The sequence below is a fragment of the Streptomyces sp. NPDC048297 genome, from assembly GCF_043201585.1.
Lineage (GTDB): Bacteria > Actinomycetota > Actinomycetes > Streptomycetales > Streptomycetaceae > Streptomyces.
Window position 1 is genome coordinate 48,440 of the sequence record NZ_JBICZA010000033.1, and the last position, 14,580, is coordinate 63,019.

General features: G+C 70.7%; 12 protein-coding genes. 6 read left to right on the forward strand and 6 right to left on the reverse strand.

All coding sequences use genetic code 11. The annotated features are described in order from the left end of the window. Nucleotides 1–120 precede the first annotated feature (120 nt). Entirely contained in the window at nt 121–1,164 is a 1,044-nt protein-coding gene (locus ACGFYV_RS29630) for a phosphotransferase (RefSeq protein WP_393881574.1), read from the reverse strand. 553 nt (nt 1,165–1,717) lie between these two features. On the opposite strand from ACGFYV_RS29630, the gene pdhA reads away from it, so the two are divergent. The 3 genes from pdhA to ACGFYV_RS29645 are packed head-to-tail and all read left to right on the forward strand — an operon-like array spanning nt 1,718 to nt 5,371. After that, nucleotides 1,718–2,926 (forward strand): pyruvate dehydrogenase (acetyl-transferring) E1 component subunit alpha, encoded by a 1,209-nt coding sequence (gene pdhA, locus ACGFYV_RS29635; RefSeq protein ID WP_393881575.1) that lies wholly within the window; start codon nt 1,718–1,720, stop codon nt 2,924–2,926. A 1-nt stretch (nt 2,927) separates the two neighbouring features. After that, complete coding sequence (locus tag ACGFYV_RS29640; RefSeq protein WP_393881576.1) at nt 2,928–3,905, forward strand: alpha-ketoacid dehydrogenase subunit beta; 978 nt, start codon at nt 2,928–2,930, stop codon at nt 3,903–3,905. 11 nt (nt 3,906–3,916) lie between these two features. Next, nucleotides 3,917–5,371, forward strand: a complete 1,455-nt coding sequence (locus ACGFYV_RS29645) for a dihydrolipoamide acetyltransferase family protein (protein WP_393881577.1) — start codon at nt 3,917–3,919, stop codon at nt 5,369–5,371. 230 nt (nt 5,372–5,601) lie between these two features. Here ACGFYV_RS29645 and ACGFYV_RS29650 read toward each other — a convergent pair whose 3' ends face one another. Continuing rightward, on the reverse strand, nt 5,602–6,507 hold the full coding sequence (locus tag ACGFYV_RS29650; RefSeq protein WP_393881578.1) for a D-alanyl-D-alanine carboxypeptidase family protein: 906 nt from the start codon (nt 6,505–6,507) through the stop codon (nt 5,602–5,604). 253 nt (nt 6,508–6,760) lie between these two features. Between ACGFYV_RS29650 and ACGFYV_RS29655 the strand changes: the two genes are divergently transcribed. Together ACGFYV_RS29655 and ACGFYV_RS29660 are read left to right on the forward strand one after the other, a co-directional pair. Continuing rightward, nucleotides 6,761–7,411, forward strand: a complete 651-nt coding sequence (locus ACGFYV_RS29655) for a GntR family transcriptional regulator (RefSeq protein ID WP_393881579.1) — start codon at nt 6,761–6,763, stop codon at nt 7,409–7,411. Beyond that, a complete protein-coding gene (locus tag ACGFYV_RS29660) occupies nt 7,408–8,721 on the forward strand; it encodes a nitrate/nitrite transporter (protein ID WP_393881580.1) in 1,314 nt (437 codons plus the stop codon). Before ACGFYV_RS29655 ends, ACGFYV_RS29660 begins: the two co-directional genes overlap by 4 nt. A gap of 510 nt (nt 8,722–9,231) precedes the next feature. Here the strand turns inward: ACGFYV_RS29660 and ACGFYV_RS29665 are convergent. Both ACGFYV_RS29665 and ACGFYV_RS29670 read right to left on the reverse strand, forming a co-directional pair. Continuing rightward, nucleotides 9,232–10,023, reverse strand: coding sequence for an SAM-dependent methyltransferase (locus ACGFYV_RS29665; protein WP_393881581.1), 792 nt, complete (start codon nt 10,021–10,023; stop codon nt 9,232–9,234). Nucleotides 10,024–10,107: 84 nt separating this feature from the next. Then, nucleotides 10,108–10,932 carry a maleylpyruvate isomerase family mycothiol-dependent enzyme gene (locus ACGFYV_RS29670; protein WP_393881582.1) on the reverse strand — a complete coding sequence of 275 codons (825 nt, stop codon included), beginning with the start codon at nt 10,930–10,932 and terminating at the stop codon, nt 10,108–10,110. A 182-nt stretch (nt 10,933–11,114) separates the two neighbouring features. Here ACGFYV_RS29670 and ACGFYV_RS29675 point away from each other — a divergent pair, with 182 nt between their 5' ends. After that, nucleotides 11,115–11,927 (forward strand): carbon-nitrogen family hydrolase, encoded by an 813-nt coding sequence (locus tag ACGFYV_RS29675; RefSeq protein ID WP_393881583.1) that lies wholly within the window; start codon nt 11,115–11,117, stop codon nt 11,925–11,927. Between the two features lie 76 nt (nt 11,928–12,003). Here the strand turns inward: ACGFYV_RS29675 and ACGFYV_RS29680 are convergent, their stop codons facing one another. Next, entirely contained in the window at nt 12,004–12,498 is a 495-nt protein-coding gene (locus ACGFYV_RS29680; protein WP_393881584.1) for an LURP-one-related/scramblase family protein, read from the reverse strand. Nucleotides 12,499–12,604: 106 nt separating this feature from the next. After that, the gene (locus ACGFYV_RS29685) at nt 12,605–14,545 is read right to left on the reverse strand and encodes an FHA domain-containing protein (protein ID WP_393881585.1); all 1,941 of its coding nucleotides are present in this window, start codon (nt 14,543–14,545) and stop codon (nt 12,605–12,607) included. Nucleotides 14,546–14,580 lie beyond the last annotated feature (35 nt).

A 14,580-nucleotide genomic window follows, 5' to 3' on the forward strand; every position in this document is an offset into this window, starting at 1 on the left:
CACGCGTGCGAGCCCCGCGGTCCGAGCAGTCACGCACGCGTGCGGGCCACGGTCCGTAGCCACGCGCAGTCGTCCGAGCAGCCACGCGCGCGCGTGCCGGCCATGGCCTGATCGCGGGCCTCATCGCACGAACGCGTCGCACACCGCGTCGTACTCCCGCGTCCACCACACCGCGAGCGCCGAGGCGGCCGGGAACTGGCAGTCCGCGCGGGTGTCGTCGCGTTCGTAGTGCCAGCGCAGCATCCAGAAGTCGTTCAGCCGCTCCCACCACACCCGGTGCACGGCCGCCGCCAGCTCCGAGGGCGTGGCACGGGCCGCGCGCCGGTACGCGCGCGCGTAGGCCCGTACCTTCGGTAGGTCCAGCGCGCCCGCGGGCCGCACGAAGAAGATCGCGGCGGCGCGTACGGCCTCCTCGGCGCGGGGCTGCACGCCGAGCCGGTCCCAGTCGACGATGGCGGCGGGGGCGTCGTCCTTGTAGAGCAGGTTGAACGGGTGGAAGTCGCCGTGCACCCAGCCGACCGGGCCGCCTCGGGGCGGGCGCCGGCCGGCGTGCTGCTCCAGGAGCGAGCGGCGTTCCAGGAGCCGGTGGCGGGCCAGTTCGTCGAAGGCGTCGGCGGGGCGGTGGCGGTGGACCCGGGCGAGCAGGTCGTCGATGAGGGCGTAGGTGTCGGCCGGGTCGGCGCTCTCCACGGGATGGGGGCTCGTCGCCGGGCGCGTGCGCCCCTTCGGGGGCATCACGCGCTCCAGGCAGGCGTGCACGGCGCCCAGGAGCGCCCCCAGGCGTGCGCTCTCGCCCTCGGTGAGCTGGCCGCCGTGGCGGTGCCTGCCGTCGATCCAGGGGTGCAAGGCGTACGCGTGGCCGCCGACGACGGCGACGGTGCGGCCCTCGCGGTGCGCGAGCGGCGGGGCGACCGGGACGCCGAGGGCGGCCAGGCGCTGGGTGGCGCGATGCCGGCGCTCGATGGCGGCGGGGTCGGCGGTGTCGGGGTCGAAGTGGTGCTTGAGGAAGTAGTGGCCGCGGGTGGTGCGCAGCCGGTAGCCGCGGTTGAGCAGGCCCTGGTCGACGGGTTCGCAGGCGAGCGCCGTACCGGCGGAGTACAGGGGCAGAAGGGCGCTCAGAGGGGGCGCGTGGAGCGTGAGGGGTGGTACACAAAGGCGCGGCACGCGGCAGATGCTAGGGCAAGAAAAGGGGCCGTGAGCTGGGGCTTGTCACAGGCAGTCGTCAGTGGTCGCTTTTGGTCACACGAGGTCATGGGATGAACTACGGAACGGCGATCGAAAGGCCGGCTGAAAAATCCGGAGACTTTTCCGATGATCCTCGCCTGACCCTCGCCGTCACTCGCCACGCCGTGGTGACCGACCGGAGATACCCCGACTTTTCCGTCTTCGTGTGCGAGTTCGGAGTCACACGTCGACTCTTCCCGTGTCCGGGGTGCCCGGGATAACGTGCCGTTGTTCCGGCCTCCTGCGAGGCTGTGACCAGCGAGCTTCCAGGCTGCGGCGATTTACTTGGAAATCCAAGCAAAAACGCAGGTCAGGTGGGGTTTCACAGAAATGTGGAGCACTGGGTAACGTAATTGTCGCAGGGCGCTCGCCGGGGCACCTGTCACGCCTGTTCCCGGCCGAGTGGCACCCACCCCGTGCCCGGTGGTCGACAACAGGTGAGCCGCACTGGCCTACCGGCAACCCCGGGGGCCGGACCGACGGAGGAGCACACGTGACCGTGGAGAGCAGTGCCGCGCGCAAGCCGCGACGCACCGCCGCAGGCAAGGCCGGTACCACCGGCAGCAGTACCGGAGCCACCGGCGCCAAGCGCACCAGCCGCACCACCAAGAAGAGCACCGATCCCGAACTCGTCCAGCTTCTGACGCCCGAGGGCGAGCGGGTCGAGAACCCGGAGTACGACGCGTACGTCGCCGGGATCACCCCCGAAGACCTGCGCGGCCTGTACCGCGACATGGTGCTCACCCGCCGTTTCGACGCCGAGGCCATCGCCCTCCAGCGTCAGGGCGAGCTGGGCCTGTGGCCCTCGCTGCTCGGCCAGGAGGCCGCCCAGATCGGCTCCGGCCGGGCCACCCGCGACGACGACTACGTCTTCCCGACCTACCGCGAGCACGGCGTCGCCTGGTGCCGCGGGGTCGAGCCGGCGAACCTGCTGGGCATGTTCCGCGGCGTGAACAACGGCGGCTGGGACCCCAACAGCAACAACTTCCACCTCTACACGATCGTCATCGGCTCCCAGGCGCTGCACGCCACCGGCTACGCCATGGGCGTGGCCAAGGACGGCGCCGACGCGGGCGTCATCGCCTACTTCGGCGACGGCGCCTCCAGCCAGGGCGACGTGAGCGAGGCGTTCACCTTCTCCGCGGTCTACAACGCCCCCGTCGTGTTCTTCTGCCAGAACAACCAGTGGGCGATCTCCGAGCCGACCGAGAAGCAGACCCGCGTGCCGCTCTACCAGCGCGCGCAGGGCTTCGGCTTCCCGGGCGTGCGCGTGGACGGCAACGACGTGCTGGCCTGCCTCGCCGTCACCCGCTGGGCGCTGGAGCGCGCCCGCGCCGGCGAGGGGCCCACCCTGGTCGAGGCGTTCACCTACCGCATGGGCGCCCACACCACCTCCGACGACCCCACCCGCTACCGGCACGACGACGAGCGCGCCGCCTGGGAGGCGAAGGACCCGATCCTGCGCCTGCGCCGGTACCTGGAGGCCTCAAACCACGCGGACGAGGGATTCTTCGCGGAACTCGAGGCCGAGTCCGAGACGTTCGGCAAACGAGTACGCGAAGCGGTCCGCTCCATGCCGGACCCGGACCACTTCGCCATCTTCGAGAACGCGTACGCGGACGGGCACGCGCTCGTCGACGAGGAGCGAGCCCAGTTCGCCGCCTACCAGGCGTCGTTCGCCGACGCAGAGGGGGGTCACTGAGATGGCCGAGAAGATGGCCCTGGCCAAGGCGATCAACGAGTCGCTGCGCCGCGCGCTGGAGACGGACCCCAAGGTCCTCGTCATGGGCGAGGACGTCGGCAAGCTCGGCGGTGTCTTCCGCGTCACAGACGGCCTCCAGAAGGACTTCGGCGAGAGCCGCGTCATCGACACCCCGCTCGCCGAGTCCGGCATCGTCGGTACCGCGATCGGCCTCGCCCTGCGCGGCTACCGCCCGGTGGTGGAGATCCAGTTCGACGGCTTCGTCTTCCCCGCATACGACCAGATCGTCACCCAGCTGGCGAAGATGCACGCCCGTTCGCTGGGCAAGGTCAAGATGCCGGTCGTCATCCGCATCCCGTACGGCGGCGGCATCGGCGCGGTCGAGCACCACTCCGAGTCCCCGGAGGCGCTGTTCGCGCACGTGGCCGGTCTGAAGGTCGTCAGCCCCTCCAACTCGTCGGACGCCTACTGGATGATGCAGCAGGCCATCCAGAGCGACGACCCGGTGATCTACTTCGAGCCCAAGCGCCGCTACTGGGACAAGAGCGAGGTCAGCACCGAGGCCATCCCCGGCCCGCTGCACAAGGCCGCCGTCGTCCGCGAGGGCACGGACCTCACGCTCGCCGCCTACGGCCCGATGGTGAAGCTCTGCCAGGAGGTCGCCGCCGCTGCCGCCGAGGAGGGCAAGTCCCTGGAGGTCCTGGACCTGCGCTCGGTCAGCCCGCTGGACTTCGACACCATCCAGGCCTCGGTCGAGAAGACCCGCCGCCTGGTCGTCGTCCACGAGGCACCGGTGTTCTTCGGCTCCGGCGCGGAGATCGCCGCCCGGATCACGGAGCGCTGCTTCTACCACCTGGAGGCCCCGGTGCTCCGGGTCGGCGGCTACCACGCCCCGTACCCGCCGGCGCGCCTGGAGGAGGAGTACCTGCCGGGCCTCGACCGGGTGCTCGACGCCGTCGACCGTGCCCTGGCGTACTGAGGAGAGGGTTCGTGACGACGATGACGGAAGCTTCCGTACGCGAGTTCAAGATGCCGGACGTGGGCGAGGGGCTCACCGAGGCCGAGATCCTCAAGTGGTACGTCCAGGTCGGTGACACGGTCACCGACGGCCAGGTGGTGTGCGAGGTCGAGACCGCCAAGGCGGCCGTGGAACTCCCCATCCCCTACGACGGCGTGGTCCGCGAGCTGCGCTTCCCCGAGGGCACCACGGTGGACGTGGGCACGGCGATCATCGCCGTGGACGTCACGGGTGGCACGGCGCCCGCCGCGCCGGCGCCCGCGGAGGAGCCCGAGCCCGAGGAGAAGCCGCAGGGCCGCCAGCCGGTCCTGGTCGGCTACGGCGTGGCCGCCTCCTCCACCAAGCGCCGCCCCCGCAAGGGACCCGAGACCACGGTTGCCGAGGTCACGGTTCCGGAGGTCGCGGTTCCCGAGGTCGCGGTCCCGCCTGCCGCGCAGGCGCTCCAGGCCGAGCTGAACGGGCACGCCGGCGTGGCCGTCCCCGGCCGGCCCCGCCCGCTGGCCAAGCCGCCGGTGCGCAAGCTGGCGAAGGACCTCGGCGTCGACCTCGCCGTGATCGTCCCGTCCGGCCCGGACGGGATCATCACCCGTGAGGACGTCCACGCGGCGGTCGCACCCCAGGCCGCCGCGCCGGCCGTGGAGACCCCGGTCGCCGCCCCGGTCGCCGTCCCGGCTCCCGCACGTGCCGTCCCGGCTCCCGCACCCGCCGTCGCGTCGTACGACGGCGCGCGCGAGACCCGGATCCAGGTCAAGGGGGTCCGCAAGGCCACCGCGCAGGCCATGATCGGCTCCGCGTTCACCGCGCCGCACGTCACGGAGTTCGTGACGGTGGACGTGACCCGGACGATGAAGCTGGTCGAGGAGCTGAAGCAGGACAAGGAGTTCCACGGCCTGCGGGTCAACCCTCTCCTGCTCGTCGCCAAGGCCCTCCTGGTCGCCATCAAGCGCAACCCGGACATCAACGCGTCCTGGGACGAGGCCAACCAGGAGATCGTGCTCAAGCACTACGTCAACCTGGGCATCGCCGCCGCCACCCCGCGCGGTCTGATCGTCCCGAACATCAAGGACGCCCACGCCAAGACGCTCCCGCAGCTGTCCGAGGCACTGGGCGAGCTGGTGACGACGGCCCGGGACGGCAAGACGTCCCCCGCCGCCATGCAGGGCGGCACGGTCACCATCACCAACGTCGGCGTCTTCGGCGTCGACACCGGCACGCCGATCCTCAACCCCGGCGAGTCCGCGATCCTCGCGGTCGGCGCGATCAAGCTCCAGCCGTGGGTCCACAAGGGCAAGGTCAAGCCCCGCCAGGTCACCACCCTGGCCCTCAGCTTCGACCACCGCCTGGTCGACGGCGAACTGGGCTCCAAGGTCCTGGCGGACGTGGCGGCGATCCTGGAACAGCCGAAGCGGTTGATCTCCTGGGCGTGATGACGGGCAGTTAGGTACCTCCGGGACCTCATTGGGTACCTTCGGGACCGCATGGGGGACCTTCGGGACCTGGAGGGGACGGCCGCGACTCAGACGCGCGACCGCCCCCTCTGCTCGTTCCTGGGCAGAGGTCAGGACCGGTCGAGCACATGCACCGGCGCTGTGCCGCCGGGTATGCGAAGGGCCCGCCGCGTGGTTCCGTGCGACGGGCCCGTGCTCTGCGGGTGGCGTCAGCCGAGCTTGGCGAAGCCGTAGCTCATGAGCTTCTTCGCGTCCGACTCACGGTTCGGGATCGAGGTCGAGGACAGGACGGTGCCGATGACCGTCTTGCCGCCCCGGGTGGCGGCGAAGACGAGGCAGTAGCCGGCCTGGGGGCCGGAACCGGTCTTCACGCCGATGGTGCCGCTGTAGCTGCTGAGCAGACCGTTGGTGTTGGTCCACGCGTTCATCGTGCGGGTGCTGCCGGTCTTGGTGATCGTCTTCGCCGTGTACGACTTCGTCTTGACGATCGTGCGGAACGTCGAGTTCTTCATCGCGCTGCTGGCGATCTTCGTCAGGTCCTTCGGCGTCGAGTAGTTCGACCCCTTGCCGATGCCGTCGAAGGAGTCGAAGTGCGTGTTGTTCAGGCCGAGGCTCTTCGCGGCGGAGTTCATCTTGCCGATGAAGTTGCTCACGCGAGCGGCGCGGGTGGACCCGGAGCCGTAGGTGTCCGCGAGGGCGTAGGCGGCGTCGCAGCCGGACGGCAGCATCAGCCCGTACAGGAGCTGACGGACGGTGACCTTGTCGCCGACGATCAGGTGGGCCTGGGAGGCGTTGTTCGCGACGATGTAGTCGCTGTACGCCTTCTGGATCGTCACCTTCTTGTCGAGGTTGAGGTTCGACTGGGCGAGGACGACCTTGGCGGTCATGATCTTGGTGGTGGAACCGGTGGAGCGCTTGGTGTCCGCGGCCTTCGAGTACAGCGACGAACCGTTCGCGTTGTTCATCACGTAGCCGCCCTTGGCGATGATCGAGGGCGTCGTGACGGCCTGCGCGGGCGCCGCGGTGAGGGCTCCGGTCGCGATCAGCGCGCCGGACGTGACGGCGACGGCGGCTGCTCTGCGGATACGGCGGGTGCCCTTGATGTCGGTGTTCAAGCGAGTTACCCCGATTGTGTTGAATGCCCTATGGGTGCGGCCGAGTTGAGGTAGAAAGATCAAGGGGCCGCAGGTGTGTGACACGTAAGTAGCACAGAAGGTTGTGCGGTTGCGGTGAGGAATTTTCGGCCACTCGCCCGCAGGGCCGGTTCTCGTCGCCCTGATGACCGGTTCTGTTCGCCCGCCGGCCGGATTCGTTCCGCATGCTGGACCCGGCTGCCGCATGCGTACGTGTTGTATCTATCCTGTGGCCATGCAAACGGCCACCAAGCAGCCACCCGCCGCCGACCGCGTCTACAGCCATGTCAAGCAGGGGGTGCTCGACCGCCGCTACGAAGGCGGCACCCTGCTGACCGAGGGGGAGCTGGCCGAGGCCGTCGGGGTCTCGCGCACGCCTGTCCGCGAGGCACTGCTGCGCCTGGAGGTCGAGGGCCTGATCAGGCTCTACCCCAAGAAGGGCGCCCTGGTCCTGCCCGTCTCCGCGCAGGAGATCGCCGACGTCGTGGAGACCCGGCTGCTGGTCGAGGAACACGCCGCCCGCAAGGCCGTACCCGCGCCCCAGAGCCTGCTGGAGCGGCTGACCGAGCTGCTCGAACAGCAGAAGGCGCAGGCCGCCGCCGGAGACTTCGCCGCCGCGGCCGTCACCGACCGCTGCTTCCACGCCGAGATCGTGCGCAGCGGCGGCAACGAGATCCTCTCGCGCCTGTACGACCAGCTGCGCGACCGGCAGTTGCGGATGGGCGTCGCCGTCATGCACTCCCACCCCGACCGGATCGCCAAGACCCTCGCCGAGCACGGGGAGATCCTGGACGCGCTGCGCGCCGGGGACGCGGAGGAGGCCGTCGGGATCGTGCACCGGCACGTGGGCTGGTTCTCGCACCTCGCGCGGGGTGAGGTGCGATGAGGGGAAGCGGTACGGCACACAACGCCACCCTTCCGGGTGATCCTCCGGGCGGCCGTCGTGCCGCCGTCATGTGGACCGTCGGCGTCGCCGTCTACTTCGTCGCCGTCATCTTCCGTACGTCCCTGGGCGTGGCCGGCCTGGACGCGGCCGACCGCTTCCACGTGGGCGCCTCCGCCCTGTCGACCTTCTCGATCCTCCAGCTGCTGGTCTACGCCGGCATGCAGATACCCGTCGGCCTGCTCGTCGACCGGCTCGGCACGAAGAAGGTGCTGAGCATCGGCGCGGTGCTGTTCACCGCCGGCCAGCTGGGCTTCGCCTTCTCCCCCACGTACGGCACCGCGCTCGCCTCACGCGCGCTGCTGGGCTGCGGCGACGCGATGACCTTCATCAGCGTGCTGCGGCTGGGCACGCGCTGGTTCCCGGCCCGGCGCGGACCTCTGATCGCCCAGCTCGCGGGCCTGGTCGGCATGGCGGGCAACCTGGTCTCCACCCTCGTCCTCGCCCGGCTGCTGCACGGCCTCGGCTGGACCCCGGCGTTCGCGGGCAGCGCGCTCGCCGGTGTGGTCGCCCTGGTCCTGACCCTGCTGTTCCTGAAGGACCACCCCGAGGGACACGAGCCGGAGCAGTCCCCGCACCAGGGCGCGGCCTATGTGCGGCGGCAGATCGCGGCGTCCTGGCGGGAGCCGGGGACGCGGCTCGGGCTGTGGGTGCACTTCACGACCCAGTTCCCCGCGATGGTGTTCCTGCTGCTGTGGGGGCTGCCGTTCCTGGTCCAGGCGCAGGGGCTCAGCCGGGCCACCGCGGGCGAGCTGCTGACCCTGGTCGTCCTGTCCAACATGGTCATCGGCCTCGTCTACGGCCAGATCGTCGCCCGGCACCACACGGCCCGGCTGCCGCTCGCGCTCGGGACGGTCGCGGCGACCGCGGTCATGTGGGCGCTCACGCTCGCGTGGCCCGGGGAGCGGGCGCCCATGTGGCTGCTGGTGACGCTGTGCGCGGTGCTCGGGGCGTGCGGCCCGGCGTCGATGCTCGGCTTCGACTTCGCGCGGCCGGCGAATCCGCCCGAGCGGCAGGGGACGGCGTCCGGGATCACCAACATGGGCGGGTTCGTGGCCTCCATGACGACGTTGTTCGCGATCGGGGTGCTGCTGGATGCGACCGGGGACGAGTATGCGGTGGCGTTTTCGGCGGTGTTCGTGCTGCAGGTGGTGGGGGTGAGCCAGATTCTGCGGTTGCGGGGGGTGGCGGCGAGGAGGGAGAGGGAGAGGTTGGTGGGGAGCAGGGTGGAGACGGTGCATGTGCCGGTGTGAGGGGGCGGGGTTTCCCACCCGGCCCGCCCGTGACTGTTGGTTGAGAGGTTGAGCGACATGTGGGGGTGAGGGGGCGTTGGCGGCTTTCCCTGGGTGGGGGATTTTTTGCCCGCCCACGCGCCGCCCGTGACTGTTGGTCGAGAGGCTGGGCGACTTGTGGGGGTGGGCGCCGTCGGCGGCTGCGGGCCGTGGGCTGGGGGGTGTGGGCCGTGGGCCGAGGGGGGTGGCTGCGGGGTGTGGGCCGTGGGGCGTGGGCTGGGGGGTGCGGGCCGTGGGCCGAGGGGGGTGGCTGCGGGGTGTGGGCCGTGGGGGTGCGGGGTGTGGGCCGGGGGGTGTGGGGTGTGGGGTGCGGGGTGTGGGGTGTGGGGTGCGGGGTGTGGGCCGGGGGGGTGCGGGCCGTGGGCCGAGGGGGGTGGCTGCGGGGTGCGGGGTGTGGGTCGAGGGGGGTGGCTGCGGGGTGTGGGGTGTGGGTCGAGGGGGGGTGGCTGAGGGCTGGGGGGATGGTGGGCGTCAGGTGGTTGTTGGGAGCAGGGTCAGGTAGGTGATGCCGAGGATGTTGCGGTAGGTGAGCCACTGGGAGCGGTGGTGGTCGAGGCGGGTGCGGGTTTCGGGGGCCTCGGGGTGGGTCGGGTTGGTGGCGAGCCAGACTTCCTGGTCGGCCTGGTAGGCGGACTCGAATTCCTCCCACTCCGTGAGGCTCGCCGTCTCCGTCCACTCGGGGCGGAAGCCGGCCTCGACGGCGAGGTCGAGGAGGGCGGCCAGGGAGTAGTGGTCGCCGGCGGAGGCGCCCGGCCACATGCCGGACAGCTCGGCCTCGGTGGGCGTCCGCTCCCAGAAGCCCTCGCCGACCAGGACCCGGCCGCCGTCCGCCACCAGGCGCCGCAACTCGCGCAGCGCCTCCGCGGTGGGCGGCTCGGCCGTGCTCAGCGCCTGCGTCGCGCCCAGACACAGCACCAGGTCGGCAGGGCCCCGCCCGGTCCCCACGGCGGACTCCTCGATGAACTCCACCCGTTCGGCCAGCCCCCGCGCCTCGGCGTTGCGCCGGCCCCGCGCCAGATCCTCACCGTTGAGGTCGATCCCCACCCCGCGAGCCTCCGGTACGGCCTCCAGCACCCGCAGCAGCAACTCGCCCCAGCCGCAGCCGATGTCCAGCACGGTGCGCGGTCCCGCCGCGGCGAGGCGCCCCACCATCCCGGCCGCACGCGCCTCGGAGAGGGGGCCGTGGAAGGTGAGGCGGGGAAGCCGCGGCAAGGAGGACGGGGAGGGGGAGGGGGACGGGGGTGCGTCGTAGGTTGGGGTCATGCAGGGGACGGTAGCGAGCCCGGCCGGTGGCCCGCACGGCGATTTCGCTGTGCGGGCCACCGGCTGCCGGGCCGCCACACCCCCTCACGGAGTGATCGCGAAGTTCCTCAGGATGGCGGCCGTCAGTTCCGGGTCGCCCTCGGTCTTGATGCGGTCCGCGACCGCCTCCGGGGTCACGCGGCCGCAGGCCAGGCGGAAGTAGGTCTCCCAGTCGAGGGAGAGGGTGGCGGCGGGGCCGAGGGCCGGGGCGGTCTCGAGGGTGCCGCGGCCCTGGATGTCGACGCGGATCGTGCGCAGGAACTCGATCGGGCCGTGCACGTCGAAGACGATCGCCGAGCTGCGCGGCGCGTTCGCGTCCTTGGCGACGACCTTGGGCAGTGCCTCCAGCAGCACGTCCCGGACGATGTACGCGCCCGGCGAGTCGAGGTTGCCGGGGCGGCCGAGGGCCGTGCGCAGGTCCTGCTCGTGGATCCAGACGTCGAAGGCGCGGGCGCGCATCGCCTGCTCCAGGGTGACCTCGGTGCCCAGCGGGCCGCGCACCAGGGTGCCCGGCTCGCGGGACTCGTTGCGCAGCTGGCGGTTGCGGCGGATGACCGTGTACTCCAGCTCGGACGTCATCTCCGGCGCCGTGTGGTGACGGCGGACGTCGACCTGCATCTCCATGTAGCGCTGGTGCTCGTTGGTGACGTGGAAGAGGTCGCGGGGCAGGCTGTGGATGGGGCGCGGGTCGCCGAGCATCTCGGTGTCCAGGCCGATCACGTGCGAGACGACGTCCCGGACCGACCAGCCGGGGCACGGGGTACGCCGGTTCCACTCACCCTCGACAAGCGACTGCACCATTTCGGATATCGCTTCGATGGAGTGGGCCCAGGCGTCGGCGTAGGGCTGGAGGGTGGGATGCAGACTCACGGAACGGGACCCCTCGGCGGTCGGTACACGGGCAGGTGGTGGCGGCTGTGCCAGCGGGAGGTGGCTGCACTCGGCGGGTGTCTCGAACCGCTAAGTTACGCTGCTCTGAGGCACCCCGGCAGTGCTTTCGTGTGACGATCGTAGGCCCGTGTGGACGACTCGAATGCCAGGACGGTGGTAGTGTGCGCGCTTCCCTCATCCAGATTGCCGTTGCCGAAGGCGAATCCGTGGCCGAAAGACGGCAGCGAGCAGCCTCTCTGATTCGTGAACAAAGTGGCTCTGACCTGGTAGTTCTTCCCGAGCTATGGACGACCGGCGCTTTCGCGTACGAGGAGTTCGCCACCGAGGCCGAACCGCTGGACGGTCCGACGTACGAAGTCATGGCGAAGGCGGCGAGCGACGCGGGTGTGTGGCTGCACGCCGGCTCCGTCCCGGAACGCGACCCCGAGGGGCCCCTCTACAACACCTCACTCGTCTTCTCCCCTTCCGGTGAGCTGGCCGCGGCCTACCGCAAGATCCACCGCTTCGGCTTCGACAAGGGCGAGGCCGTGCTGATGAGCGCCGGGCAGGACGCCGTGACGGTCCGGCTGCCCGAGACCACGCTCGGCGTGGCCACCTGCTACGACCTCCGTTTCCCCGAACTCTTCCGCACACTGGTCGACGCCGGCGCCGAGACGCTGGTGATCCCGGCGGGCTGGCCCGAGCGGCGACGCGCGCACTGGACGCTGCTGGCTCAGGCGCGGGCGGTGGAGAACCAGGCGTTCGTGCTCGCCTGTGGAACGGCCGGGACGCACGCCGGAGTTCCGCAGGCCGGTCACTCGATCGTGGTGGATCCGTGGGGCGAGGTCCTCGCCGAGGCGGGCCCCGGCGAGGAGGTCCTCACGGTCGACTTCGACCCGGCACGGGTGGCGGCCACCCGCGAGCAGTTCCCGGCCCTGAAGGACCGGATGCTCGGCCTCCAGCCGCCACGAAGGCAGGATCAGCCCCCCCGCTGACCCTCTGGCCCTGGTCCTCCGCGCGTGATCCGCTGGCCCTCCGCCGGCGGTCCTCCAGCCGCTCTCCCGCGATCCTCTAGTCGTCCTCCCGCTCCCTCTCCGCCAGGTGGATCACGCACACCGCCACCGCGATGAGCAGCGTCGGGTCCGCGTCCTCCCGTACGACGTCGACGCCGTACGTCTCCCGGACGGTCAGCAGGCGGCGGGAGATCACGGCGAGGAGTTCGCCGTCGTACTCCACGGCGAACTCGCGGTCGAGGATCTTGCCGCTGACGTCCAGCACGGTGCCGTCCACCAGGGACACCCGGTAGTGGTTGCGCAGCAGGGACAGCCGTTTGCGCTTGATGGTGGCGAGGCCCTCGCCGTCCCGCTCGATCACCATCGTGTCGCGCAGCGCGAACATCTTCTGGTGGATGTCGATCAGGACGCGTCCGTGGGCGTCCTTCAGCTCGAAGGTGTCCCGCAGCCGCATCGCCTTGCCGTCGACGAGGAAGACCTTCCGGCCGTGCTCGTCCTCGATCCAGTAGTCGTCACCGATGCCGAGAAGCCGGTCGCGTACGAGGAATCTCATACCGTTGCTGCTTCCCCGTACCGGGCCGATCGTCACGGAGGTCCGTCACGAAGGTTCGGTACGGGGAAGCGTCGGGCGGAAGCGTCAGCGGGATGCGTTACGGCTGTCAGGCCGGGTTCAGGGAGTGCCCGGTGCGGGGGTCCTGGACCCGGTCGGTCGCGGGGACGGGGGCGGGGACGAAGACCGGGACGTTCTCCTGGTAGAAGATGTCGATGTCCGCCTCCTCGCCGCCGACGATCAGCGTGTCCCACGCGCCGCTCTCCTGAAGCGTCCGCAGGGTCGCGGGGGCCAGCGTGGAGAGGTGGGCCCGGAGTTCCTCGTCGTCGGGCAGGCCCGGCAGGCGCGCCGCGAGGCGATCGCGGATCGTCCGCATACGGTCCAGGAGGATCTCCAGATCCGACCCCGCGGGCCCGGAACCCTCGGCCACCGGCCCCGCCGCGCCCTCCATGCTGCGCTCGATGATGTCCTTGATCGCCCGGGTCGCGCCTCGCTCGTCCGTCGTGACCATCGCGTTCCACGCGCGGCTCTTGTGGCGGTACTGGAGCATGGACATCGCCGCCTCGTGCCGGATGAAGTCCGCGTCGCGCAGCGGGCGGCCCTGCCAGACGCGGCTGAGCGAGCGGGCCAGCGAGACCGCCGAGGCGAGACCGCTGTTCAGGCCGCGGCCGGGCCAGAAGTGGATGGCGTTGGCCGCGTCGCCCAGCAGGAAGCCGTACGTCCCGGGGCGATCGGCGGTCGGGCGGGTGAGCTGGGCCGTGAACCGCGGGCGCTGCACCATGTCCAGCCGGAACGACGTGATCGCGCTGAGGTCGTCCTCGTCGACACCGAACAGCCGCAGACCCTCCTGGATCCTCTTCCACAGCGGTGAACTGCGCAGCAGCGCAGGCAGGAACAGCGTCCCGTGCGTCGGGCAGACGAACTCGTTGTCCTCGTGCCGGCTCATCACGCACGGCCGGGCCGCGATGCACTCCTCGAAGACCTGGCGGACCGGGTCGATGCCGATGACGTTGCGCGCCTCCTCGCGGGTCAGCCGCATGTTCAAGAAGCCCTCGCCGCGCAGCGAGTTGAGGAGGAACCGGTTCTGCGCCACCGTCAGCAGGACGCTCATCGGGTCACTGAGCCGGGACTTGACCCGCAGCCCCAGCACCACGTCCTGGAGGTGTTCCCCGTCGAGGGAGTAGATGGACGCGTCGGCCGCCCCGAAGCGGTCCGCGAAGTGCTCACGGGTGCGCGACCGGCCGCCTTCGCAGATCACCAGCACGTGATCGCGGGCGATGCGGTGTTCGCTCTCCGCCGCGTCGAACCGCTTGGGCACCAGGCGGATCGCGGGCTTGTCGTTGGCCAGCGCCAGCAACTGGTCCTCGATGTGGGCGATCCGGATGTTGCGGGGCGCCTGCCCGTCCACGGAGTCGGGACCCAGCGGCCACATCTCGGAGAACTGGCCCTCCCCGAACATCGCCGACCGCATCGCCTCCGTCAGCGCCAGGTACTGCCGGCTCTGCACGGTGACGACCTGCTGGCGACGGACGTTGCCCTGGGACTCGTCCTTCCAGACGATCCTGTCGCCGTCGCGGATCCACCGCGCGTCGTGGACGGTGACGGAGACCCGCCCCGGCAGCGCCTCCTCCAGGAGCAGCGCGAAGGCGAGTCCGACCGGGCCGCCACCGGCCACCGTGACCCGCAGGACGTCCGGGGCCACGGCCACGTCGGCACGGGGCAGGGCGAACTGGGAGAGGTCCATGACCGTCTCCACGGCCTCCTGCGTCTCGAACAGGAAGGTCTCGTCGCCGATGCGTATGGTGTCGCCAGGCGTCAGTTCGTGCCGGGTGACCTGTTCGTCGTTGACCTGCGTGCCGTTCCTGCTGCCGAGGTCGTGGAGCACATATGCGCCGTCCTCCTTGCGGATCTCGGCGTGCATCCGGGAGGCGCTGACGCTGACGATGACGACGTCGTTGTCGCTCTTGCGTCCGAACGTCAGCGGCGCGTCGCCGAGAACAACACTCTGACCAGTGAAGGGACCAGTGCGTCCCACGATGACTGACAACACGGAATCTCCCTAGAGTAGGTCAGGTTGACCGCAAT